Origin of the sequence: Pseudomonas gingeri, assembly GCF_013386115.1 — a bacterium.
Classification (GTDB): Bacteria; Pseudomonadota; Gammaproteobacteria; order Pseudomonadales; family Pseudomonadaceae; genus Aquipseudomonas; species Aquipseudomonas gingeri.
In genome coordinates this window covers 218813-241745 of the sequence record NZ_JACAOR010000008.1, presented here as the reverse complement: position 1 = coordinate 241745, position 22933 = coordinate 218813, and the positions used below count along the sequence as shown (strand labels likewise).

Here is a 22933-nt window from a genome sequence, read left to right as displayed (position 1 = left end):
AAAAAACGGAACAGAAACATCGCCCGGCGGTTGGCCCGCCGGACGATAGGTCAATCAGCGCACCGGTGGTGCGTATTGAATGCCGCCGTTGTTCCACAGAGCGTTCAGGCCGCGGTCGATTTCCAGCGGGGTGCTCTTGCCGAGGTTCTTCTCGAAGATTTCGCCGTAGTTACCGACCTGCTTGACGATCTGGACGACCCAGTCCTTGCGCAGTTTCAGGTCCTTGCCGTATTCACCGTCGCCACCCAGCAGACGGGCAACGTCCGGGTTCTTGGTGGACTTGGCTTCAGCTTCGACGTTCTTCGAAGTGATACCGGCTTCTTCGGTGTTGAGCAGCGCGTAGCCGACCCAACGAACGATGGCCAGCCACTCGTCGTCGCCGTTACGCACGACCGGGCCCAGAGGCTCCTTGGAAATGGTTTCCGGCAGAACCACGTAGTCCTTCGGCGAAGCCAGCTTGCTGCGCTGGGCGAACAGCTGGGACTTGTCGGAGGTCAGTACGTCGCAACGACCGGATTCCAGCGACTTGGCGCTTTCGTCGGAGGTGTCAAAGGTGATCGGGGTGTACTTCAGGCCGTTGGCACGGAAGTAGTCGGAAACGTTCAGCTCGGTGGTGGTACCGGCTTGAATACAGATGGTCGCGCCGTCCAGTTCCTTGGCACTTTTCACGCCCAGCTTGTTGTTGGCCAGGAAGCCCACGCCGTCGTAGTAAGTGATGAAGCCAGGGAATTTCAGGCCCATGCCCGCGTCACGGGAACTGGTCATGGTGGTGTTACGCGACAGGATGTCGATTTCGCCGGACTGCAGCGCGGTGAAACGCTCCTTGGCGTTCAACTGGCTGAACTTGACCTTGGTCGCGTCGCCGAATACGGCGGCGGCAACGGCACGGCAGACGTCAGCATCGATACCGAGGATCTTGCCGGTGGCATCAGGCACCGAGAAACCTGGCAAACCGTCACTCACACCGCACTGTACGAAACCCTTCTTCTGTACGGCATCGAGGGTAGCGCCCGCTTGCGCGAAACCGCTGACACCGAGAACGGCTGCAGCAGTCACGACTGCCAGGGTGGATTTCAACATCTTCATTCAAACCTCCAGTTTGCTCTTGTTGTGTCGGAGCTAGAGTCCTGCCGCACCCTTATGAGGCGCTGTTGACCCGCGTTGGCTTATTTTTGGGTCAAGCGGCAAAGAACTTGAGCCATGAGTCTAGTGGGGGAAAATCCCCCGAGGGGCACTCATTGCTCACCAATCGGCCGAGTGGGCTTGCGCCCTGTGTGTTCGCGAAGCCTTCCCGGCCATTGGCGAACGTCAATCTGAATCCGTTACCCGGATTCGTGCTATCCCACAGCTGGCGTTAGCCTGATAGTGTTACCGCCAGGGGAGAAAGCACACACTCGAATCTCCCATAGCAAAGCCCGTACCATAGTGGTGGCTAAAGCGATTCAGCCATTGGTCAACCGAAAAACTTTCAAAGTTGCGACATATTATTAATAGATCAACCATCCGTGCACCGCAATAACGCACTCAATCGGAGCGCACGCACACCAATGGAGCAGACATGACCGATCCCCTGATCATTCACCCCGCCAAGCCCGCCGACGCCTGTGTTATCTGGCTTCACGGCCTGGGCGCGGACCGCTATGACTTCCTGCCCGTGGCCGAGGCCCTGCAGGAACGCCTGCTGACCACCCGCTTCGTGCTGCCCCAGGCGCCGACCCGCGCGGTGACGATCAACGGCGGCTACGCGATGCCCAGCTGGTACGACATCCTGGCCATGAGCCCGGCCCGCTCCATCAGCCACGAAGAGCTCGAAGCCTCGGCCGCCACCGTCATCGAATTGATCGAAGCCCAGCGGGCCGCGGGGATCGACCCGGCGCGGATCTTCCTGGCCGGCTTCTCCCAGGGCGGCGCCGTGGTCCTGCATACCGCTTTCCTGAGATGGCAAGGCGCCCTGGGTGGCGTGCTCGCCCTGTCGACCTACGCCCCGACCTTCAGCGACAGCCTGCAGCTTTCGGCCAGCCAGCAGCGGATTCCGGTGTACTGCCTGCACGGCCATTACGACGAGGTGGTGCAGAACGCCATGGGTCGCACGGCCTACGAGCACCTGAAGCGCCTTGATGTCACCGTGACATGGCAGGAATACCCAATGGGGCACGAAGTGTTACCTGAGGAAATCAACGACATCGGGACCTGGCTGGCCGATCGTTTGCGCTGATCGCCGTAACGCACTACGCCGCGCCCGATTCTTGCATTACACTGGCCGGCGTACATTCCTTAACCAATTGATGAGATGACCGTGCTCAAAGCACTCAAAAAAATATTCGGTAAAAGCGAGGCTGAGCAGCTCGCACCAGGTCCCAGCGCTCCCACCCCCAGCCCAGACAGCCGCACCGCCGGCCAACCGTCGGGGCGCGCCGAGCCTGCCGCCAAACCGAAAGCCCAGCCGGTAACCCCTTCCGTTGCGCCAGAGCAGGCCGAAAAGCCGCGCAGCGAAAAGCCCAGGGCCGAACAACCGCGCCGTGAACGAGCGCCGAAACCCAAGCCCTTGCCGTGGAAACTCGAAGACTTCGTCGTCGAGCCACAGGAAGGCAAGACCCGCTTCCACGACTTCAAGCTGTCGCCGGAACTGATGCACGCCATCCAGGACCTGGGCTTTCCCTATTGCACGCCGATCCAGGCGCAGGTGCTCGGCTACACCCTGGCCGGCAAGGACGCCATCGGGCGTGCCCAGACCGGTACCGGCAAGACCGCCGCGTTCCTGATCTCGATCATCACCCAGCTGCTGCAGACCCCGCCGCCGAAAGAGCGCTACATGGGCGAGCCGCGGGCACTGATCATCGCGCCGACCCGCGAACTGGTGGTACAGATCGCCAAGGACGCCGCCGACCTGACCAAGTACACCGGCCTCAACGTCATGCAATTCGTCGGTGGCATGGACTTCGACAAGCAGCTCAAGCACCTCGAGGCCCGCCATTGCGACATCCTCGTCGCCACCCCGGGCCGCCTGCTGGACTTCAACCAGCGCGGCGAAGTGCACCTGGACATGGTCGAGGTGATGGTGCTGGACGAAGCCGACCGCATGCTCGACATGGGCTTCATCCCCCAGGTCCGCCAGATCATTCGCCAGACCCCGCCGAAAAGCGAACGCCAGACCCTGCTGTTCTCCGCGACCTTCACCGAAGACGTGATGAACCTCGCCAAGCAGTGGACCACCGACCCGGCGATCGTCGAGATCGAATCGCAGAACGTCGCCAGCCAGAACGTCGAACAGCATATCTATGCCGTGGCCGGTGCCGACAAGTACAAGCTGCTGTACAACCTGGTCACCGACAACGGTTGGGAACGGGTCATGGTCTTCGCCAACCGCAAGGACGAAGTACGCCGGATCGAGGAGCGCCTGGTGCGTGACGGCGTCAATGCCGCCCAGCTGTCGGGCGACGTGCCGCAGCACAAGCGCATCAAGACCCTGGAAGGTTTCCGCGAAGGCAAGATCCGCGTCCTTGTCGCCACCGACGTCGCCGGTCGCGGGATCCATATCGACGGCATCAGCCATGTGATCAACTTCACCCTGCCGGAAGTGCCGGACGACTACGTGCACCGCATCGGCCGCACCGGTCGTGCCGGAGCCGATGGCGTGTCCATCAGCTTCGCCGGGGAAGACGACTCCTACCAGTTGCCCTCGATCGAAGCCTTGCTGGGACGCAAGATCAGTTGCGAAACCCCGCCAACCGAACTGTTGCGCCCGGTGGTCCGCCAGCGTCCTTGACGCACGCCGCCAGCGCCACGCAAGAACGCCGCCTTTTCCAGGGCGGCGTTTTTTTTCGCTCGCCGATTGCCGAATTAAACTAAAAGTCCATAATGGACAAAATAGTTTAACAAAAAGCCAAGGGAGCCCCTCGCATGTCCAGCCCCACACCTTATGTGATTGCCCAGCCGCAGGCTCATCAGTTGCTGCAGCAAATCGACGTGCCGCAGATCATGCGCAAACTGTTTCGGGACCTCGCGGCCGGGCAGGCGGTGCAGCCCGCCCAGCAACTGGTCGGGTTCCCACAAGGCGACGGCGACTTCATCAACTACCTGGGGGTGCTGGCCGAGGAGCGCGTCTACGGCGTCAAGACCTCACCCTACATCGTGCGCGAACAAGGCCCGCTGGTCACGGCCTGGACCCTGCTGATGTCCATGGACAGCGGCCAGCCACTGCTGCTTTGCGACGCCGGCGAACTGACCACCGCGCGCACCGCGGCAACCACCGCCGTGGCCGTGGATGCCCTGGCCCCACCGACCGCCAGCCGCCTGGCGATAATCGGCAGCGGCCCGGTGGCCCAGGCGCACCTGCGCTACACCAGGAACCTGCGCGAATGGCAAGGCATCCGCCTGTATTCACCCAACCTCGCTGCCGAGACCCGGGGGCGCCTGCACGGCATCGAAGCCAGCCTGGAAATCGCCGACAGCCTCGACGCGGCCCTGGATGACGCCGATGTCATCATGCTCTGCACTTCCTCCGCCACGCCGGTCATCGACCCGCGCGCCCTGGGCAAGCCGGCACTGATCACCTCCATCAGCACCAACGCGCCACGCGCCCATGAAGTCCCGCCGCACTGCCTGGGCGAGATGCAGGTCTACTGCGACTACCGCCAGACCACGCCTGCCTCGGCGGGAGAAATGCTGATCGCCAGCACGCAGCACGACTGGCAGGCCGAGAGCATTCGCGGCGACCTGGCAGAATTGCTCAGTGGACAGGTTCCACGCCCGCAGTACGCACAGCACGTGTTCTTCCGCTCCATCGGCCTCGGCCTGGAAGACATCGCACTGGCCAATGCGCTCTATCATCTGCACGACGCCCGCTGACCACACCTTTTCCCGGAGGCCTTGAATGCACCAGGCAGACTTCATCATCATCGGCGGCGGCATAGCCGGCGCCTCCACCGGCTTCTGGCTGGCCGAACACGGCCGGGTCATCGTGCTCGAACGCGAGTCGCACCCGGCCTACCATTCCACCGGACGTTCGGCCGCCCTCTACAGCGCCGCCTACGGCACCGCCCAGGTGCGCGCCCTGACCCTCGCCAGCCGGGACTTTTTCGATCATCCACCCGCCGGCTTCGTCGAACACCTGCTGCTCACGCCCCGTGGCGAGATGACCGTGGACTTCACCGGCGACCCGGATGAATTGCAGTCGCAGTACCTGAGCGCCAAGGCCAGCGTGCCCGAAGTGCAGAAGCTCAGCGCCGACGAAGCCTGCGCCCGCCTGCCGATCCTGCGTCGGGACAAGGTCCACGGCGCCCTCTATGACCCCAGTGCCTGCGATATCGACACCGACGCCCTGCACCAGGGCTACCTGCGCGGCATTCGCCGCCGGCACGGGGCAATCCATACCGACTGCGAAGTCCTCGGACTGGAGCGCGATGCCGACGGCCTCTGGCAGGTGCGGACCAACGGACAGACCTTCAGCGCCCCGGTGATCATCAACGCCGCCGGCGCCTGGGCCGACCGGATCGCTCAACTGGCCGGCGCCGCCGCACTGGGCCTGCAGCCGAAACGGCGGGCCGCCTTTATCTTCGCGCCCCCGGAGGGCCTGGACAGCCACCACTGGCCGATGCTGGTCAGCCTCGACGAATCGTTCTACATGAAACCGGATGCCGGCATGTTCCTCGGTTCGCCGGCCAACGCCGACCCGGTCGAACCCCACGACGTGCAGCCCGAGGAACTGGACATTGCCATGGGCATCTACCAGATCGAGGAAGCCACCACCCTGAGCATTCGCCGTCCGACCCGCACCTGGGCCGGCCTGCGCAGCTTTGTCAGCGATGGCAACTTGGTGGCCGGTTTCGATTCGGCGGTCGCGGGCCTGTTCTGGGTCGCGGCGCAAGGCGGTTATGGCATCCAGACCTCCCCCGCCATGGGCCAGGCCAGTGCCGCCCTGGTGCGTGGCCAGGCCCTGCCCGAACATCTGCAACACTTCGGCCTGACGGCCGCGATGCTCTCGCCTGCCCGCCTGGGATGACGACCGCCGGCGATTACGGCACACTGCCAGCGCCCTTACCGGGGCGCTGACGCAGCCTGGAGAATGACCATGACACCCCGACAGGATCCCGCCCTGGATAATTTCCGGGCGATTGCCGACGCCATTGCCACCTTGTTCTTTCCCCACGCGGAAGTGGTGCTGCATGATCTGCGCACCCAAAAGGTCGACTACATCGCCAACAACATCTCCAAACGCGAGATCGGCGACGACGCGGCCCTGGAAGACATGCTTGACGAGGAAGTCAGCGAGCGCAATATCGGCCCCTATGAAAAGCTCAACTGGGACGGCCAGAAGATTCGCAGTGTCAGCACGGTCCTGCGCGACAGCCAGGGCACCCCGCTGGCGGTGCTGTGCATCAACCTGAATATTTCCCTGTTCGAAAGCGCCAAGGCCGCGCTGGACCTGTTTCTCTCACCCAGCAAACTGGTGCCGCAGCCCGACGCACTGTTTCGCGATGACTGGCAGGAGCGGATCAACACCTTCCTGCACAGCTGGCTGCGCCACCGACAACTGGGGCTCAACCTGCTGACCCGCGACCACAAGCGCGAGCTGGTGCTGGCGCTGCACGCCGAAGGTGCCTTCAAGGGCAAGAGCGCGGCCAACTATGTGGCGAACGTGCTGAACATGGGACGGGCGACGGTGTACAAGCACCTGAAGGAATTGAAGGCAGAGGTCTGAGCACAACCGGATCCTGACAGGAACACCCCACCTGCAGGAGCCCGGCTTGCCGGCGAAGAGGCCCTCGGGGCCGCCAGAAGCTTCGCTGGCAAGCCAGGCTCCTACAGGGAACGCGGTGTTTTGACACTCAGTCGCCGTAGATATCCGACTTGAAATACTTGCCCTCGATCTTCTGGTACTCGCCACTGGCACGGATACCCTCGATGGCCTTGTTCAACTGGCCCAGCAACTCGCTGTTGCCCTTGCGCACAGCGATCCCGGCGCCTTCGCCGACATACTTCGGATCCTTCAGTTCGGGCCCGACAAACCCATAACCGGCGCCCCGTGGCATCGCCAGGAAGTCGCTCAACGGAATGGTGTCGGCAAAGATGCCATCCAGGCGGCCCGAAGCCAGGTCCATGTAGATCTCTTCGTTGTTGCTGTAGCGCACCACCTTGATCCCCCGTGGCTCGAAGACCTCGGTGGCGTAGCGGTCGGTGGTGGTCGCGCGCTGCACGCCGATGGTCTTGCCCTTGAGGCTGGCGTACTGGTCGTCCACCACCGCGCCCTCCTTCATCACCAGCCGCGATGAAGTGAAGTAGTACTTGTGGGTGAAATCCACCGACTTCTTGCGTTCGTCGGTAATGGTCATCGATGACAGCGCCGCGTCGATCTTCTTGACCTTCAGCGACGGAATCAGTCCGTCGAACTCGCCTTCGATCCATTCGCACTTGACCTCCATCTGCGCGCACAAGGCATTGCCGATGTCGTAGTCGAAGCCGCTGATCTTGCCCTCCGAGGTCTTGAAGGCAAAGGGCGGATAGGCTGCCTCGATGCCGATACGCAAGGTCTTCTCGGCGGCGAACGGGCTGGCACTGGCGAGCAGGCTCAGGGTGACGGCACAGATCCGGGTGAACTTCTTCATGCTGGGGCTCCCGCTTGTTATTGGAGGTGTTGTGGCACGGCAGTGGACAGAAGAGGACAACTCTATTTTGTACTTATAAATCCATACTGGACTTTTATGTACATAACGTCAACGAGCAAATACAGCCTGCCCGAGGGGGCGGGAAGGAGAGGTTCGCAGTGATTTCACAGGTGCCTTCGCGGCGGTCCGGCCAGCCCGCGCCCTGCATTGATCGTTCCCACGCTCCGCGTGGGAACGCAGCCCGTGACGCTCCGCGTCACAGACCCGAAGCGAACGCGGAGCATGGGAACGATTGGGTAAGCGGCTATTGCAAATGCTACTTCCAGCGTTCGGCCGCCGCCTGGTCGCTGTCCCGCCCCTCGACCCAGCGCGGGCCTTCGGCGGTATTTTCCTTCTTCCAGAACGGCGCGCGGGTCTTGAGGTAATCCATGACGAAATTGCAGGCGTCGAAGGCCGCCTGACGATGGGCACTGGCCACGCCGACAAACACGATCGGCTCGCCCGGTTCCAGGGCGCCGACCCGGTGCAACACCTCCAGCCGGAGCAACGGCCAGCGCTGCGCGGCCTCGTCGACGATCTTCTCCAGGGCCTTCTCGGTCATGCCCGGGTAATGTTCGAGGAACATCCCCGCCACATCCCGCCCATCGTTGAAATCGCGGACATAGCCGACAAAAGCGACCACCGCGCCGACACCGACATTGGCCGCGTGCAACGCATTGACCTCAACACCGGGATCGAAGGCCCCGGCCTGGACGCGAACCGCCATGTCAGCCTCCGGTCACGGTAGGGAAAAACGCCACTTCATCACCCTCGGCCAGGGGCTCGTCCAACGAGCACAGCTCCTGGTTGCGCGCGCACATCAGGCTCTGTTCGGCCAGCACCGCCCAGGCCCCGCCCCGCTGCAACAGATGCTGGCGCAACTGCCCGATATCGGTGAAGTCACCTTCAACCTGTTCGGCGTCTACCCCGAGCACCTCCCGGTAACGGGCAAAAAACTGCACATCGAACGTCATCACGCATCCACCTGATAGTGACCGCTCTTGCCGCCCAGCTTCTCCAGCAGGCGTACATGCTCGATGATCATGCCGCGATCCACCGCCTTGCACATGTCGTAGATCGTCAGCGCCGCCACACTGGCCGCGGTCAGCGCTTCCATTTCCACCCCGGTCTGGCCGGACAGCTTGCAGCGGGCGACGATCCGCACCGCGTCGCTGCCCTCGGCGCTCAACTCGACCTTGACGCTGGTGAGCATCAGCGGATGGCAGAGGGGAATCAGCTCGGAGGTTTTCTTCGCGGCCTGGATACCGGCAATTCGCGCCACGGCGAACACATCCCCTTTCGGGTGACCGCCGCTGACAATCATTTGCAGGGTCTCGGGCAACATGCGCACTCGCGCTTCGGCCACCGCCTCGCGGAAGGTCACGGCCTTGTCGGTGACGTCGACCATATTGGCGCGACCTTGGGAATCGAGATGAGTCAGCACAGCGATACTCCTGATCAGGAGCGTCGATTGTAAACCTGCGGGTCAGCTTTACGCACGCCCCGCAAGACCTGCGCATGCACGCCGATGGCAGGAGCGGGCTGGCCCGCGATGGCGACCGACCAGACGCTGCAAGCCTCACCGGCCCCATCGCCGGCAAGCCGGCTCCCGCAGAGACCTCATGACCCATAAAAAAGGGCGGCCGCCTGGCCGCCCCTCGGGTGTGGATGAAATTACAGGTGGGATTCGGCGTATTCGGCCAGGATCGAACGCGGCACGCCCTGCAGGGTGATGTGCACGCCGTTCGGGAAATCCTTGAAGCGTTCGGTCAGGTAGGTCAGCCCGGAACTGGTCGCGGACAGGTAAGGGGTGTCGATCTGTGCCAGGTTGCCCAGGCACACCACTTTCGAACCGGCGCCGGCACGGGTGATGATGGTCTTCATCTGGTGCGGCGTGAGGTTCTGGCATTCATCGATCAGGATCAGGCTCTGCTGGAAGCTGCGACCTCGGATGTAGTTGAGGGATTTGAACTGCAACGGCACCTTGCTGAGGATGTAGTCGACGCTGCCATGGGTGTTTTCGTCATCCATGTGCAGGGCTTCGAGGTTGTCGGTGATCGCTCCCAGCCAGGGCTCCATCTTCTCCGCCTCGGTGCCGGGCAGGAAACCGATTTCCTGGTCCAGGCCCTGCACGCTGCGGGTCGCGATGATACGGCGGTAGCGCTTGCTGACCATGGTCTGCTCGATGGCAGCCGCCAGGGCCAGGATGGTTTTCCCGGAACCGGCGGCGCCGGTCAGGTTGACCAGGTGGATATCCGGATCGAGCAGCGCGAACAGCGCCAGGCTTTGATAGATGTCACGCGGTTTCAGGCCCCAGGCTTCCTGGTGCAACAGGGGCTCCTGATGCAGATCGAGGATCAACAGCACATCGGCGCGGATCTCCTTGACCCAGCCGACAAACCCTTGCTCATCGATGATGAATTCGTTGACGTGCACGGCCGGCAGGTTGTCGGTCATTTGCACCTGGTGCCAGGTGCGACCATGGTCCTGACGGGTCTCGACCTTGCTGACACGGTCCCAGAAGGAGCCGACCACATTGTGGAAGCCCTTGGGCAGCAGGTCGACGTCGTCGACCAGTTGGTCGGTGCTGTAGTCCTCGGAAGCGATACCGCAGGCGCGCGCCTTGAGGCGCATGTTGATGTCTTTGGTCACCAGCACCAGGCGCAGCCCCTTGTCGCGCGCGTGCATGTCGACCAGCTGGTTGATGATGATGTTGTCGTTGAGGTTTTCCGGCAGCAGCACATTGGGTTCGCTGCGCTTGCTCATCAGGATCGACAGCAGGCCCTTCGGCCCGCTCTTGCCGCGCTGGATCGGTACACCCAGCTCGACATCCTCGGGGCTGGCATCGCCCAGGGTCTTGTCGATCAGGCGGATCGCCTGGCGACATTCGGAAGCCACGCTGTGGTGGCCGCTCTTGAGCTTGTCGAGTTCCTCCAGGACGGTCATCGGGATGGCGACGTGGTGTTCTTCGAAGTTGAGCAGTGCGTTTGGATCGTGGATCAGTACGTTGGTATCGAGCACGTAAAGGATTGGCTGGTTGGAAGAAGGAGTGCGTCCGTGATCATCCATACTCGGTCACCTTTGTGGGAGCCAGTCGACGCGAGACCTTGACGGTATCGCGCCTCGAAGTGACCGCCGAATTCGCCTGGAGGGGACAGGCGCTCTGTGCACAAGGTAGGGCCTTGGGAGACGCCACCTGTGTCGCAGGTTTCGGCGGTCTGACTCCGTAATACCGCAAAACCCGTGACAGGAAAAAGCACTTTGACGCTTTTTTGAAGTTTATTTTTCAGAGTGACGAATAGCCCTTGGCGAGCTGGCCGGACACCGTTAAAGTCGGAAGTCCGCCTGCACTGAATTTCGTAAGAAATTTCCCACAAGCCCAGCAAATACGGGCTTCTCGCTCTTCCTATCGAAACGCGTCATCACAGCCTTTCCAGCCAAGCCCGCTTTCAGCGGTCTGCCTGAGCAGCCAGGGCAATGCGCCGAGGGCCTTGTCCTGAGTGTCATGGAAGACGATCACGCCACGACGCCACAACAACATCAGGGTCATCACCCGCTGGGCCGACTGCTCGGCGGTAAGCTTGCCGGTGGCGTCGGCGGAATCGATATCCCACAACACCACCTGCAACCCCTGGGACTTGAAGAACGCCCCGCTGTCCGCCTGGCGCTGCCCGTAGGGCGGACGGAACAAGGGCTGATAGTTCTCCGGCAACACGCGCTGCGCCAGCATGGCGCTACGCTGGACCGAGTCCTGCCAGTCCTGCCAATGGCTGTGGGAACGATACTGCCAGCCCTGGATACCCACGCACTGCTCTTTATAGAGATCGCGCACGGCCATGATCGAGGTCTTGTCGACCCGCGCCTGCAAGGCACTGCCGAGGACAAAGAACAGACCGTTCATCTTCTGCCGGCGCAGGTACGCGGTCAGTTCGTCGGTGTTGCCCGCCGAAGCCCCGGGGCCGCCGTCGAAGGTCAGCAGGAACAGCCGGTCATGGAACGCCTCGCCGTTACGCTCAGGCTCGCCGAACAGGGCGATCTCGCTGCTGGTCTGGGGAAACAGCGCGGCCATGCGCAGCAACTCGTCCAGATAGCGCTCGTGAAACGCCCGGCTCGGCTCGGCCCAGCGGGCATAGAAGGAATCCTCGGCCACCCGGAACTTGCCGGCCTGTTCGCGCAGGCTGTCCATGTCCTCGACGTAATAACAGAAGGAAGCATCCTGCTCGCAGCTCTGCTGGGCGAAATTGTAGTTTTCCAACAGACGCTGCCAGAGACGGGCGCGCACCCGGTTGATCGACGCCAGGTTGATCTGCTTGAGGCCAAGGCGCTGCCGCAGTGCCGGCTCATCGGTCATTTCGCTGATCAGCAGGGCGTGGGCGAAAGTGAGGATTTCCGCCCGCGAGGCGACATCGAACAGGGTCGGGCTGCTCAACTGTTCCGGCCAGGTGCCGCGATCCAGGGTCGCCGCGTCGTTCGGCGCGGCGACGGCGGCGAGGCAGGCCAGCAGGGCCGAGAAGAAAAGAACGATACGCAAAAGGGTGACTCCATTTCAGAACCCGCCGCGCACTATAGCCGATCTGACAATCCTGACTCTCGTGGAGCCTGTAGCGGCCTCTTCGCGGGCAAGCCCGCTCCCACGGGTTTGCGGCCTGATGTGGGAGCGGGTTCGCCAGCGAAGAAGCCATGAAAAGGCGCCCGAACGCTGACATTGTGGGAGCTGGCTTGCCCGCGAAGAGGTCCGCAAGCCTTGCACCCTCTGCTCTATCGCCATCATAGGTGGAGTCAAACCGCCCAAGCCCCTAGAATCCCCCGACGATTACAGGAGACGACTTCATGCTGATGGTGATTTCCCCCGCCAAGACCCTCGATTTCGAAACACCACCGGTGACGAAACGCTTCACCCAGCCGCAATACCTCGACCATTCCCAGGAACTGATCGAACAATTGCGCACCCTCAGCCCGGCGCAGATCAGCGAGCTGATGCACGTTTCCGACAAGATCGGCGGCCTCAACGCCGCGCGCTTCGGCAGCTGGAACCCGGCCTTTACCCCAGACAATGCCAAGCAGGCGCTGCTGGCCTTCAAGGGCGACGTCTACACCGGCCTGCGCGCCGAAGACTTCAGCGACGCCGACTTCGACTTCACCCAGACCCATCTGCGCATGCTCTCCGGCCTCTACGGCCTGTTGCGCCCGCTGGACCTGATGCAGCCCTATCGCCTGGAAATGGGCACGAAGTTCGCCAATGCCCGGGGCAAGGACCTTTATGCCTTCTGGGGCACGCGCATCAGCGAATGGCTGAACGAAGCCCTGGCCGAACAGGGTGACGACGTGCTGCTGAACCTGGCCTCGAACGAGTACTTCTCGGCAGTCAAGCGCCCGGCGCTGAAGGCGCGGATCATCAATACCGAATTCCGCGACCAGAAGAACGGGCAGTACAAGATCATCAGCTTCTATGCGAAAAAAGCCCGCGGCATGATGGCGCGTTTTGTGATCCGGGAACGCCTCGAGAACCCCGAACAGTTGAAGACGTTCGACGAACAAGGCTACCGATTCAGCACAGAACTGTCCAAGCCGGACAACCTGGTGTTCCTGCGCGATCACGCGCCGGAGTAACACCCTGCCCGATCGTTTCCACGCGCAGCAAAGGTACGCCTCACTGGACGCCGCGAGTGCGCTCCCGAGGTGACGCGCAGCGTCATGGGTTGCGTTCCCACACGGAGCGTGGGAACGAGCAACAGACGACCCACATTTCTGTTACCCTGCACCTACTCGGTGCATTACACGCAATGTGTAATCGCCGACGATCCCTGTGCATCCCCCCTCCCCGCAGCAGCAAAAAATCAATTATTTGACGCCAACAAATTGACTGTAACAACCATGAAATTTCTTTCACTCGACATTTCGCATTTTTTTGCGTAGTGGCACCGGAAATTTTTTTCCGTAGTGGCATACAACCATCTAGGCATTTTTCATCCCCGTAACTAAAGGGCGAAACGGAAAGTGCTATCAATATGAAAGCAGTGCCATCTTTCATAATATTTCAAAAATTTTCGAAAACAGGATGAGCGGACAGGAACTTATGTTCCAAAGCGTTGCTCATACCACCCGTAACGATTCTCGGAGAATTTGTAAGAGATGACTTACGTGGCGGCGGGATGACATGTTTAAGTTGCCATCAGCGACTTACAACCGCACCCCACAGTTTCAACTCAATCAAAAGGACAGGAGATACGCACCATTAATATCCCCTATACAGGCCAAGGCGGGCCCTCAGACAAAGCACTTGCAAGTGACTTATAACCTGTTGATTCAAAAGGCCCTAGCGCGGGCATAACAGAGTTTCGAGCACGCTGGCAAGGGTCTTCCCGATGAAGGCCGGCCACATGAAGGGGCACGTCCCCTATAACAAGGCCAAGTTTCGCCCAACTTGAGTGCAATTATTTAGCCACTCGACACTTATATGCCTGCACTCGGGGAGGTGACTTCATTTGGTCACACTTCGAGAGCAATACGGTTACTGGCTACATTAACTCCGGCCATTTAATGGCGTGATTAAGACAGAGGTAAATGCGATGCGCATTAGCATATTTGGTTTGGGTTACGTCGGTGCAGTATGTGCCGGTTGCCTGTCTGCACGGGGTCATGATGTCGTTGGCGTTGATATCTCCAAAGACAAGATCGACCTGATCAACAGCGGCAAATCGCCGATTGTCGAGCCGGGGTTGGAAGCGCTGTTGGCGCAGGGTATTTCCAGCGGTCGACTGCGTGGTACCACCGATTTTGCCGAAGCGATTCGCGCCACCGACCTGTCGATGCTGTGCGTCGGCACACCGAGCAAGAAGAACGGTGACCTGGAACTGAACTACATCGAATCGGTGTGCCGTGAAATCGGTTTTGTCCTGCGTGACAAGACCACCCGCCACACCATCGTCGTACGCAGCACCGTATTGCCGGGCACCGTGAAAAACGTGGTGATCCCGATCCTCGAAGACTGCTCGGGCAAGAAGGCCGGCGTCGACTTCGGCGTCGCGGTCAACCCCGAGTTCCTGCGTGAAAGCACCGCGATCAAGGACTACGACTTCCCGCCGATGACCGTCATCGGCGAATTCGACAGCGCTTCCGGCGACGTCCTGCAAGCCCTCTACGAAGAACTCGACGCCCCGATCATCCGCAAGGACATCGAAGTCGCCGAGATGATCAAGTACACCTGCAACGTCTGGCACGCCACCAAGGTGACCTTCGCCAACGAGATCGGCAACATCGCCAAGGCCGTCGGCGTCGATGGCCGCGAAGTGATGGATGTGGTCTGCCAGGACAAGACCCTCAACCTGTCCCAGTACTACATGCGTCCGGGCTTCGCCTTCGGCGGTTCCTGCCTGCCCAAGGATGTCCGCGCCCTGACCTACCGCGCCGGCTCCCTGGACGTCCAGTCGCCGCTGCTCAACTCGCTGATGCGCAGCAACGAGAGCCAGGTGCAGAACGCCTTCGACATCGTCGCCAGCCACGACAAGCGCAAGGTCGCCCTGCTCGGCCTGAGCTTCAAGGCCGGCACCGACGACCTGCGCGAAAGCCCGCTGGTGGAACTGGCGGAAATGCTCATCGGCAAGGGTTTCGACCTGAGCATCTACGACAAGAACGTCGAGTACGCCCGTGTCCATGGCGCGAACAAGGACTACATCGAGTCGAAGATCCCCCACGTATCGTCCCTGCTCAACGCCGACTTCGACGAGGTCGTGGGCAACAGCGACGTGATCATCCTCGGCAACCGTGACGAGAAGTTCCGCGCCCTGGCGGAGAACGCCCCGCACGGCAAACAGGTCATCGACCTGGTCGGCTTCATGTCCAAGGCCACCAGTGCGAGTGGCCGGACCGAAGGTATCTGTTGGTAAACCAACCCAACCGCTGCGCGGTTGATCGCCAGCAAGCCGGCTCCCGCAGGACGGAGTCGACCCTACGTATCAGGTACGACTCGGCACCGTAGGAGCCGGCTTGCCGGCGATGGCGTCCGAAAGGACGCCTTGCCTGCCTTAACCCCATCGGGCCAGCCGCCAGGTTCGCCCGAGATAGAGACGGATGCAGATTATGCACAGGCTAAAGCACGGCCTTCTTCAGGCCGCCGGTTGGCTGTTCTACATGAGTTTGCTGATGGGCCTGGCCTCGTTGCTGCCCACCTCGACCTTCGACGCCGAATCCAAGGACTTCATCTTCCTGATCGGTGCCGTGGGCATCTGGCGCTATTCCATGGGCGCCACCCATTTCGTGCGCGGGATGATCTTCCTCTACATCGTCTACCCGCACCTGCGGCGCAAACTGCGCAAGCTGGGCAAGGCCGCGGACCCGTCCCAGGTGTTCCTGATGGTCACCAGCTTCCGCATCGACGCCCTGACCACCGCCCAGGTCTACAGCTCGGTGATCCGCGAAGCCATCGACTGCGGCTTCCCGACCACCGTGGTCTGCTCCCTGGTGGAAATGTCCGATGAACTGCTGGTCAAGAGTCTCTGGGCCCGGATGAATCCGCCCGAGCGGGTCAAGCTCGACTTCGTGCGGATCGCCGGTACCGGCAAGCGCGACGGCCTGGCCTTCGGTTTCAGGGCGATCTCCCGGCACCTGCCGGACGACCGCGCGGTGGTCGCGGTGATCGACGGCGACACCGTGCTCAGCGAAGGCGTGGTGCGCAAGACCGTGCCCTGGTTCCAGCTGTTCGACAATGTCGGCGGCCTGACCACCAACGAATTCTGCGAAGTGCGCGGCGGCTACATCATGAGCGAATGGCACAAGCTGCGCTTCGCCCAGCGCCACATCAACATGTGCTCCATGGCCCTGTCCAAGCGCGTGCTGACCATGACCGGACGCATGTCGGTATTCCGTGCCAGCGTGGTCACCGACCCGGGCTTCATCGCCGACGTCGAAAGCGACTCGCTGCAACACTGGCGCCTGGGCCGCTTCAAGTTCCTCACCGGCGACGACAAGTCCAGCTGGTTCAGCCTGATGCGCCTGGGCTACGACACCTTCTACGTGCCCGACGCGGCGATCCACACCGTGGAGCACCCGCCGGAAAAGAGCTTCATCAAATCCAGCCGCAAGCTGATGTACCGCTGGTACGGCAACAACCTGCGGCAGAACTCCCGGGCCCTGGGCCTGGGGATCCGCCGCCTCGGCCTGTTCACCAGCGTCGTGCTGTTCGACCAGCGCGTGTCGATGTGGACCTCGCTGCTGGGCCTGACCGTGGCGCTGATCGCCAGCTTCAAGTACGGCATCGCGTTCATCCTCGCCTACCTGCTGTGGATCGGCATCACCCGCCTGATCCTGACGATCCTCCTGGCCTGTTCGGGACACACCATCGGCCCGGCCTACCCGGTGATTCTCTATTACAACCAGATCGTCGGGGCACTGATGAAGATCTACGTGTTCTTCCGCCTCGACCGTCAATCCTGGACCCGCCAGGACACCAAATTGAGCCGCGACCTCGCCAGCTTTCAAGGTTGGTTCAACACCTGGTCGTCTCGGACCATGACCTTCTCTGCCGGCAGCATCTTCGTCGCCGTGCTGATGACGATGGTCTGACCCGACTCGCCTGAATTAGCTAACGGAGCCTTACCCATGAACTCGAAAGTCAACGCCAATGTCGTCCACGAATCCGAAGCCCAGCGCCAGCACGCCCGGGTGAAAATCCCCGCCCGGCTGCGGTTCTTCGGCACCGAGGGCAAGCCCCTGGAAGTCCGTGTCGAAGACCTGTCCGCCGGCGGCCTGAGCTTCAACCTGCCGCAGCAACAGGCCGTGACCCTGGGAGAAGTACACAAGGGACGCCTGCAATTCGTCATCGACAACCTCGGCCTGGCCATGGACGTCGAGTTGCAGATCCGCTCCTACGATCGCCAGAGCGGCCGTGTCGGCTGCCAGTTCCAGAACCTGGAACAGCAGGACATCGCCACCCTGCGCCACCTGATCACCTCGCACCTGGCCGGTGACATCGTCAGCATGGGCGACGTGCTCGCCACCCTGCAGCGCGACAACTTCACCAGGGCGCGCAAGAAAAAGGATGACGGCAGCGGCATGAGCCCGCTCGGTCGCCTGCGCGCCGTGACCTTCAGCCTCGGTGTCTTCGTCGTCGGCCTGGCGGCCTTCGGCTTCGTCCTCAAGTCGGTCTACGGCATGTACTTCGTCAGCCACGCCCAGGCCGGCCTGGTCAGCGTGCAGGGGATGAACGTCACCATGCCCCGCGACGGCACCGTGCAGAGCCTGATCAAGGACGACGGCGTCGCGGCCAAGGGCGCCCCGCTGGCGACCTTCAGCACCAGCATGCTCGACGTGCTCAAGGGCCACCTGGACGAAGACCAGCTGCAGCCGGCCAAGGTCGAGGAACTGTTCGGCAAGCAGATGACCGGCACCCTGACCTCGCCCTGCGACTGCGTGGTTGCCCAGCAACTGGTCGCCAACGGCCAATACGCCAGCAAGGGCGACGTGATCTTCCAACTGGTGCCACGCAACAGCGTCGCCAACGTCGAGGCGCGGTTCTCCTACCGCCAGTTCGGCGAGGTGCGTCCGGGCACCCGGGTGAACTTCCAGGTCGCCGGTGAAGACCAGGTCCGCCAGGGCAGGATCGTCAGCAGCACCAGCCTGAAAAGCGACGACCTGTCCTCGGATATCCGTGTCCTGATCAAGCCTGACGAAAACCTCGACAGCACCCTCGCCGGCCGTCCGGTGGAGGTCAACAGCGACCGCGGCCCGAGCGTGAACTGGCTGATCGACAAAGCCATGGCCGCCGGTCTGTAAGCAGAGGACATGCCTGTGACGACCTTACGAACCCTGCCCCTACCGCTGACACTGGCCATGGCGATCAGCCTGGCCGGTTGCGCCGGCCTGCCCGACCAGCGCCTGGCCAACGAAGCGCTCAAGCGCGGCGATACCGCCCTGGCCGAGCAGAATTATCGCAAGCTGGCGGACCTGGGCTACAGCGACGCACAGGTCGGCCTGGCCGATATCCAGGTGGAAAGCCGCGATCCGGCGCAGATCAGGCAGGCGGAAGCGACCTACCGCGCCGCCGCCGACACCTCGCCCCGTGCCCAGGCACGCCTGGGCCGGTTGCTGGTGGCCAAGCCCGGCGCGACCGAGGCCGAACACCACGAAGCCGAAGGCCTGCTGAAAAAGGCCTTCGCCAACGGTGAAGGCAACACCCTGATCCCCCTGGCGATGCTCTACCTGCAATTCCCGCAGAGCTTCCCCGGTGTCGATGCCCAGCGGCAGATCAGCCAATGGCGCAGCGCCGGCTATCCGGAAGCGGGCCTGGCGCAAGTGCTGCTCTACCGTACCCAGGACACCTACGACCAGCACCTGGACGAGGTGGAAAAGATCTGCAAGGCCGCGCTCAACAGCACGGATATCTGCTACGTCGAACTCGCCACCGTGTACCAGAAACGTGCCCAGCCGGACCAGCAGGCCGAACTGCTCAAGCAACTGCAGGCCGCCTACAGCCGTGGCACCGTCGGTGCCCAGAGGATGGACAGCGTGGCCCGCGTGCTCAGCGATTCGACCCTCGGCCAGCCGGACGCGAAAACCGCCCAGGCGATGCTCGAACAGGTCGCCCCCGGCTACCCGGCCTCCTGGGTCAGCCTGGCGCAACTGCTCTACGACTTCCCGGACCTGGGCGACGTCGACCAGATGATGGAGTACCTCAACAACGGCCGCGCGGCCGACCAGCCCCGCGCTGAACTGCTGCTGGGCAAGCTCTACTACGAAGGCAAGTGGGTGCCGGCGGATGCCAGGCAGGCCGAGGCGCACTTCCAGAAAGCCCTCGGCAGGGAAGTCGCCGCCGACTACTACCTGGGACAGATCTACCGCCGCGGCTACCTCGGCCAGGTCTACCCGCAGAAGGCCCTCGACCACCTGCTCAAGGCCGCCCGCAACGGCCAGAACAGCGCCGACTTCGCCATCGCCCAGCTGTTTTCCCAGGGGCGCGGGACCAAGCCCGATCCGCTCAACGCCTACGTCTTCAGCCAGCTGGCCAAGGCCCAGGACACGCCGCAGGCCAATGAGCTGGCCCAACAACTCGAAGAACAACTGCCGCCCGCGCAGCGCGCCGATGCCCAGCGCCTGCTGCAACAGGAGCAGCGCCTGCGCGGGACCCTGAGCCGTAACCCGCTGGACCTGCAACAAGCCCTGCAAGAAGGCGACAGCGAGGAAAAAACCCTATGACACTCAATCCTTTCGTGAAGGCCGGTATCGGCCTGAGCTTCGCCCTGGCCTGGTCCACACCGACCCTGGCAGCGCTCAGCGACACCCAGAATTTCGGCCTGGAAGTGAAGATCACCGCGCAATCGGAAGACGACCGCGACCTCGGCACCCTCAAGGGCGGCGACGCCAACGGCGTCGGCCTCGACCTGCGCCCATGGGCCTACGGCGAACGCGGCAACTGGAGCGCCTACGCCATGGGCCAGGCCGTGACCGCCACCGACATCATCGAGACCGACACCCTGCAGCAGTCCGATGGCAGCCAGGAAACCTCGGGCAACGATGCCCGCAAGCCGGACAAGAGCTACCTGGCCCTGCGCGAATTCTGGGTCGGCTACAAAGGCCTGACGCCTTATCCGGGCGAGCTGCTCAAGTTCGGTCGGCAACGCCTGCGCAACGATGACGGACAATGGCGCGACACCAATATCGAAGCGCTGAACTGGACCTTCGACACCACGCTGCTGCGGGCCAACCTGGGTGCCGCCGAGCGCTTCAGCGAGTACCGCACCGACCTCACCGAACTGGCGCCCAAGGACAAGGACCGCCTGCATGTCTATGGCGATGTCGCCTACCAGTGGACACCCGGGCAGTGGATCGGCGTGCGCGCCCATCACACCCACGACGACGGCAAGCTCGACTACCCGACACCCGGTGTCGCCGCCGATCCGCTGGACAAGAAGGAAAACGGCGACCTGACCTGGCTCGGCCTGGAAGCCAACAGCGACGCCTATAACTGGCGCAACACCAACACCGTCAACTACTGGGCCAGCCTCACCGGCATGAGCGGCAACCGCGACAGCGTCAATGCGCTCAACGCCGACGGCAGCCGCCCGGTCGACGCCAAGCACAGCGACAGCATCAACGGCTGGGCCACCGACCTGGGTATCCGCGTGCGCCTCGATCCGAACTGGCAGGTCGGCGCGGCCTATGCCCGCGCCAGCGGCGACTACGAACAGAACGGCCTGGAAAGCAACCGCTCGAATTTCACCGGTACCCGTTCGCGCACCCACCGCTTCGGCGAAGCCTTCCGCGGTGAACTGAACAACCTGCAGACCGCCACCCTGTTCGGCTCCTGGCAGTTGCGCGAGGACTACGACGCCAGTCTGGTCTACCACAAGTTCTGGCGCGTCGACGGCAACAAGGACGTCGGCAGCAACGGCATCAACGCCGTGCAGAACAACTATGACGACGCCACCGGCGCCCTGCTCTCCAGCACTTCGCTGCCGTTGCAGGACGGCAAGAAAGACATGGGCCAGGAGATGGACCTGGTGGTCACCAAGTACTTCAAGCAGGGCCTGCTGCCGGCGGCCCTCAGCCAATCCATCGATGAACCCTCGGCGCTGGTGCGCTTTCGCGGCGGCGTGTTCAAGCCGGGCGATGCCTACGGCAAAAACGTCGATTCCTATATGCACCGCGCGTTCATTGACGTGATCTGGCGCTTCTGATGCAGCTCGCGAAGGGAGTGTCCGAGATGAACCATATCGCCATGCAAGGCCCGCTCAGTGTCCTGGCTGCAGCCCTGCTGCTGGCCAGCGGCGCCGCCTTCGGCAATGCCGAGCAGCCGCTCGCCAGGACCGAGCGCGCGCCGATCATCGCCAAGGAGCTGCAACAGGCCAAGACCTACACCGTCAGCAGCGCGCCGACCGAACCGCTGCACCTGGAAAAACCGAAGCTGCCGGACCTCAGTGGCTACACCGCCGAAGCGGCGGCGGCGAAGATCGTGCGCAGCAAACCGGGCAAGATCAGCGTGCGCCGGATGATGCAGGAAGACGCCCTGAAGGACTTTATCGGCGGCGACAACAAGATGGCCGAATGGGTGGTCCGCCAGCACGGCATTCCCCAGGCGATCTTCGTCGACGATGGCTATATCAACCTCAAGGACCTGAGCAAGAAACTGCCGAAGAACTACATCAGCGAAACCTCGCCGGGTGTGTTCCTCGCCAGGCTGCCGATCGTCGTCGGGCGCAAGGGCATCCTCGAAATCGACCGGCAGACCCAGGAACTGCGGCTGTCCCAGGAAGGCGGTTCGTTCCTAGTCAACGACGGCCAACTGTTCATCCGTGACACCAAGGTCACCGGCTGGCGCGAAGCGGACAACGGCCCGGCCACCTTCCGCTCGCCCAAGGAGTTCCGACCGTTCCTGCTCGCCTGGGGCGGCACCGAGACCTATATCGTCAACAGCCAGATGGCCAGCTTCGGCTACGCCAACAGCAAGTCCTACGGCGTGAGTATTTCCCAGTACACGCCGAACATGGCCAAGGTCCTCAAGCGGCCCGAGCCGACCGGCTGGATCATCGGCTCGCAGTTCTCGGACATGTGGTACGGCTTCTACTGCTACGAGACCCGCGACTTCGTGGTCAAGGGCAATACCTACCGCGACAACATCGTCTACGGCATCGACCCCCACGACCGTTCGCACCGGCTGATCATCGCCGACAACACCGTCCATGGGACCAAGAAGAAGCACGGCATCATCATTTCCCGGGAAGTGAACGACAGCTTCATCTTCAACAACCGCAGCTATGACAACCACCTCTCGGGCCTGGTGATCGACCGTAACAGCGTCAACAACCTGATCGCCTACAACGAGATCTACAAGAACCACACCGACGGCATCACCCTCTACGAGAGTGCCGACAACCTGATCTATGGCAACAAGGTGATCAGCAACAAGCGCCACGGCATCCGTATCCGCAACAGCGTGAACATCCGCCTGTACGAGAACGTATCCATGGCCAACGGCCTGACGGGCATCTACGGCCACATCAAGGACCTGACCGACACCGACCGCGACATCAAGCTCGACCCGTTCGACGCCGAAGTCTCGCTGATCGTGGTCGGCGGCGAACTGGCCGGCAATGGCAGCGGCCCGCTATCCATCGACTCGCCGCTGAGTGTCGAGCTGTACCGGGTGTCCATGCTCGCCCCGGCGAAGAACAGCGGCATCAGCTTCACCGGGATTCTCGGCGATCGCCAGGATGAAATTCTCGACCTGCTGGTACGCCAGCAGAAAGCCGTGCTGATCGACCCCGTCGAACGCCAGACCCAACTGCGGGATTGAGGAT

The 22933-nt window shown here is 62.4% G+C and carries 19 protein-coding genes; 12 read left to right on the top strand and 7 right to left on the bottom strand.

The window, feature by feature from the left end; translation table 11 throughout:
* Positions 1 to 54: 54 nt before the first annotated feature.
* On the bottom strand, positions 55 to 1086 hold the full coding sequence (locus tag HX881_RS17075; RefSeq protein ID WP_017124100.1) for an amino acid ABC transporter substrate-binding protein: 1032 nt from the start codon (positions 1084 to 1086) through the stop codon (positions 55 to 57).
* Positions 1087 to 1558: 472 nt separating this feature from the next.
* Here HX881_RS17075 and HX881_RS17070 point away from each other — a divergent pair, with 472 nt between their 5' ends.
* The 5 genes from HX881_RS17070 to HX881_RS17050 all read left to right on the top strand — a co-directional run bounded on the left by HX881_RS17070 (position 1559) and on the right by HX881_RS17050 (position 6700).
* Positions 1559 to 2215, top strand: a complete 657-nt coding sequence (locus HX881_RS17070) for an alpha/beta hydrolase (protein WP_177085617.1) — start codon at positions 1559 to 1561, stop codon at positions 2213 to 2215.
* A gap of 75 nt (positions 2216 to 2290) precedes the next feature.
* Positions 2291 to 3766: an ATP-dependent RNA helicase RhlB gene (rhlB, locus tag HX881_RS17065; RefSeq protein WP_177085615.1), complete on the top strand. Its 1476-nt coding sequence runs from the start codon at positions 2291 to 2293 to the stop codon at positions 3764 to 3766.
* Positions 3767 to 3900: 134 nt separating this feature from the next.
* Positions 3901 to 4848 (top strand): ornithine cyclodeaminase family protein, encoded by a 948-nt coding sequence (locus HX881_RS17060; RefSeq protein ID WP_177085614.1) that lies wholly within the window; start codon positions 3901 to 3903, stop codon positions 4846 to 4848.
* 25 nt (positions 4849 to 4873) lie between these two features.
* Entirely contained in the window at positions 4874 to 6001 is a 1128-nt protein-coding gene (locus HX881_RS17055; protein WP_177085612.1) for an NAD(P)/FAD-dependent oxidoreductase, read from the top strand.
* Positions 6002 to 6070: 69 nt separating this feature from the next.
* Positions 6071 to 6700, top strand: coding sequence for a helix-turn-helix transcriptional regulator (locus HX881_RS17050; RefSeq protein WP_177085610.1), 630 nt, complete (start codon positions 6071 to 6073; stop codon positions 6698 to 6700).
* 127 nt (positions 6701 to 6827) lie between these two features.
* On the opposite strand, the gene HX881_RS17045 is transcribed toward HX881_RS17050, so the two are convergent.
* From HX881_RS17045 to HX881_RS17020, 6 genes are all read right to left on the bottom strand, one after another.
* Positions 6828 to 7604, bottom strand: a complete 777-nt coding sequence (locus tag HX881_RS17045) for an ABC transporter substrate-binding protein (RefSeq protein ID WP_177085609.1) — start codon at positions 7602 to 7604, stop codon at positions 6828 to 6830.
* A 316-nt stretch (positions 7605 to 7920) separates the two neighbouring features.
* Entirely contained in the window at positions 7921 to 8370 is a 450-nt protein-coding gene (gene moaE / locus HX881_RS17040; RefSeq protein ID WP_177085607.1) for a molybdopterin synthase catalytic subunit MoaE, read from the bottom strand.
* Between the two features lies 1 nt (position 8371).
* Positions 8372 to 8617: a MoaD/ThiS family protein gene (locus HX881_RS17035; protein ID WP_177085605.1), complete on the bottom strand. Its 246-nt coding sequence runs from the start codon at positions 8615 to 8617 to the stop codon at positions 8372 to 8374.
* The gene (gene moaC / locus HX881_RS17030) at positions 8617 to 9087 is read right to left on the bottom strand and encodes a cyclic pyranopterin monophosphate synthase MoaC (protein WP_177085603.1); all 471 of its coding nucleotides are present in this window, start codon (positions 9085 to 9087) and stop codon (positions 8617 to 8619) included. The genes HX881_RS17035 and moaC overlap by 1 nt, the downstream gene beginning before the upstream one ends.
* A 230-nt stretch (positions 9088 to 9317) precedes the next feature.
* The gene (locus HX881_RS17025; protein ID WP_017124110.1) at positions 9318 to 10712 is read right to left on the bottom strand and encodes a PhoH family protein; all 1395 of its coding nucleotides are present in this window, start codon (positions 10710 to 10712) and stop codon (positions 9318 to 9320) included.
* A 337-nt stretch (positions 10713 to 11049) separates the two neighbouring features.
* Positions 11050 to 12174, bottom strand: coding sequence for a polysaccharide deacetylase family protein (locus HX881_RS17020; RefSeq protein ID WP_177085601.1), 1125 nt, complete (start codon positions 12172 to 12174; stop codon positions 11050 to 11052).
* A 299-nt stretch (positions 12175 to 12473) separates the two neighbouring features.
* Here HX881_RS17020 and yaaA point away from each other — a divergent pair, with 299 nt between their 5' ends.
* From yaaA to algG, 7 genes are all read left to right on the top strand, one after another.
* Positions 12474 to 13253: a peroxide stress protein YaaA gene (gene yaaA, locus HX881_RS17015; protein ID WP_017124112.1), complete on the top strand. Its 780-nt coding sequence runs from the start codon at positions 12474 to 12476 to the stop codon at positions 13251 to 13253.
* Positions 13254 to 14212: 959 nt separating this feature from the next.
* Entirely contained in the window at positions 14213 to 15529 is a 1317-nt protein-coding gene (locus HX881_RS17010; RefSeq protein WP_017124113.1) for a nucleotide sugar dehydrogenase, read from the top strand.
* A gap of 193 nt (positions 15530 to 15722) precedes the next feature.
* Positions 15723 to 17204, top strand: coding sequence for a mannuronan synthase (gene alg8 / locus HX881_RS17005; RefSeq protein ID WP_042934529.1), 1482 nt, complete (start codon positions 15723 to 15725; stop codon positions 17202 to 17204).
* 36 nt (positions 17205 to 17240) lie between these two features.
* Positions 17241 to 18413 carry an alginate biosynthesis protein Alg44 gene (locus HX881_RS17000; protein ID WP_177085599.1) on the top strand — a complete coding sequence of 391 codons (1173 nt, stop codon included), beginning with the start codon at positions 17241 to 17243 and terminating at the stop codon, positions 18411 to 18413.
* Between the two features lie 9 nt (positions 18414 to 18422).
* A complete protein-coding gene (gene algK / locus HX881_RS16995) occupies positions 18423 to 19832 on the top strand; it encodes an alginate biosynthesis TPR repeat lipoprotein AlgK (RefSeq protein WP_042934519.1) in 1410 nt (469 codons plus the stop codon).
* The gene (locus HX881_RS16990; RefSeq protein ID WP_177085597.1) at positions 19829 to 21313 is read left to right on the top strand and encodes an alginate export family protein; all 1485 of its coding nucleotides are present in this window, start codon (positions 19829 to 19831) and stop codon (positions 21311 to 21313) included. The genes algK and HX881_RS16990 overlap by 4 nt, the downstream gene beginning before the upstream one ends.
* Complete coding sequence (gene algG, locus HX881_RS16985) at positions 21313 to 22929, top strand: mannuronan 5-epimerase AlgG (protein ID WP_103033080.1); 1617 nt, start codon at positions 21313 to 21315, stop codon at positions 22927 to 22929. The genes HX881_RS16990 and algG overlap by 1 nt, the downstream gene beginning before the upstream one ends.
* Positions 22930 to 22933: the final 4 nt, after the last annotated feature.

Bases quoted from the DNA above. Each gene is read 5' to 3' on its own strand.
- algG (WP_103033080.1), top strand. From the start codon at position 21,313: ATGCAGCTCGCGAAGGGAGTGTCCGAGATGAACCATATCGCCATGCAA.
- algK (WP_042934519.1), top strand. From the start codon at position 18,423: ATGCCTGTGACGACCTTACGAACCCTGCCCCTACCGCTGACACTGGCC.
- HX881_RS17000 (WP_177085599.1), top strand. From the start codon at position 17,241: ATGAACTCGAAAGTCAACGCCAATGTCGTCCACGAATCCGAAGCCCAG.
- HX881_RS17075 (WP_017124100.1), bottom strand. From the start codon at position 1,086: ATGAAGATGTTGAAATCCACCCTGGCAGTCGTGACTGCTGCAGCCGTT.
- HX881_RS17045 (WP_177085609.1), bottom strand. From the start codon at position 7,604: ATGAAGAAGTTCACCCGGATCTGTGCCGTCACCCTGAGCCTGCTCGCC.
- HX881_RS17070 (WP_177085617.1), top strand. From the start codon at position 1,559: ATGACCGATCCCCTGATCATTCACCCCGCCAAGCCCGCCGACGCCTGT.
- HX881_RS17010 (WP_017124113.1), top strand. From the start codon at position 14,213: ATGCGCATTAGCATATTTGGTTTGGGTTACGTCGGTGCAGTATGTGCC.
- alg8 (WP_042934529.1), top strand. From the start codon at position 15,723: ATGCACAGGCTAAAGCACGGCCTTCTTCAGGCCGCCGGTTGGCTGTTC.
- HX881_RS17025 (WP_017124110.1), bottom strand. From the start codon at position 10,712: ATGGATGATCACGGACGCACTCCTTCTTCCAACCAGCCAATCCTTTAC.
- HX881_RS17055 (WP_177085612.1), top strand. From the start codon at position 4,874: ATGCACCAGGCAGACTTCATCATCATCGGCGGCGGCATAGCCGGCGCC.
- moaE (WP_177085607.1), bottom strand. From the start codon at position 8,370: ATGGCGGTTCGCGTCCAGGCCGGGGCCTTCGATCCCGGTGTTGAGGTC.
- HX881_RS17060 (WP_177085614.1), top strand. From the start codon at position 3,901: ATGTCCAGCCCCACACCTTATGTGATTGCCCAGCCGCAGGCTCATCAG.
- HX881_RS16990 (WP_177085597.1), top strand. From the start codon at position 19,829: ATGACACTCAATCCTTTCGTGAAGGCCGGTATCGGCCTGAGCTTCGCC.
- yaaA (WP_017124112.1), top strand. From the start codon at position 12,474: ATGCTGATGGTGATTTCCCCCGCCAAGACCCTCGATTTCGAAACACCA.
- rhlB (WP_177085615.1), top strand. From the start codon at position 2,291: ATGACCGTGCTCAAAGCACTCAAAAAAATATTCGGTAAAAGCGAGGCT.
- HX881_RS17035 (WP_177085605.1), bottom strand. From the start codon at position 8,617: ATGACGTTCGATGTGCAGTTTTTTGCCCGTTACCGGGAGGTGCTCGGG.
- HX881_RS17050 (WP_177085610.1), top strand. From the start codon at position 6,071: ATGACACCCCGACAGGATCCCGCCCTGGATAATTTCCGGGCGATTGCC.